Annotated in this window: 1 protein-coding gene; it reads right to left on the reverse strand. The window is 67.0% G+C overall.

Going from position 1 to position 230, the window contains the following annotated elements; genetic code table 11:
• Positions 1–230: hypothetical protein (locus tag FS507_RS20155; RefSeq protein WP_222121489.1), on the reverse strand; the 230-nt coding region annotated here is incomplete at both ends.

Here is a 230-nt window from a genome sequence, read left to right on the forward strand (position 1 = left end):
CTACCACCTTCCCGCCCTCACCCCTCCCCCCATTACCCAACCCCCCTCCCCACCTCCTCCCCTCCACCCCCACTCTACTCCCCTCCACCCCCAACCCCTCCGCCCTCACATCGCAGCGCTCACCCACCCACATCCCACCCATCTCCCCCTTCACCCTCCACACCACCTCACCCATACCTTTCTCATCCGCCTCACCCACCCCATCCAGCCGCACCACCATCCGCCGATTG

Origin of the sequence: Corynebacterium glyciniphilum AJ 3170, assembly GCF_007673095.1 — a bacterium.
GTDB lineage: Bacteria > Actinomycetota > Actinomycetes > Mycobacteriales > Mycobacteriaceae > Corynebacterium.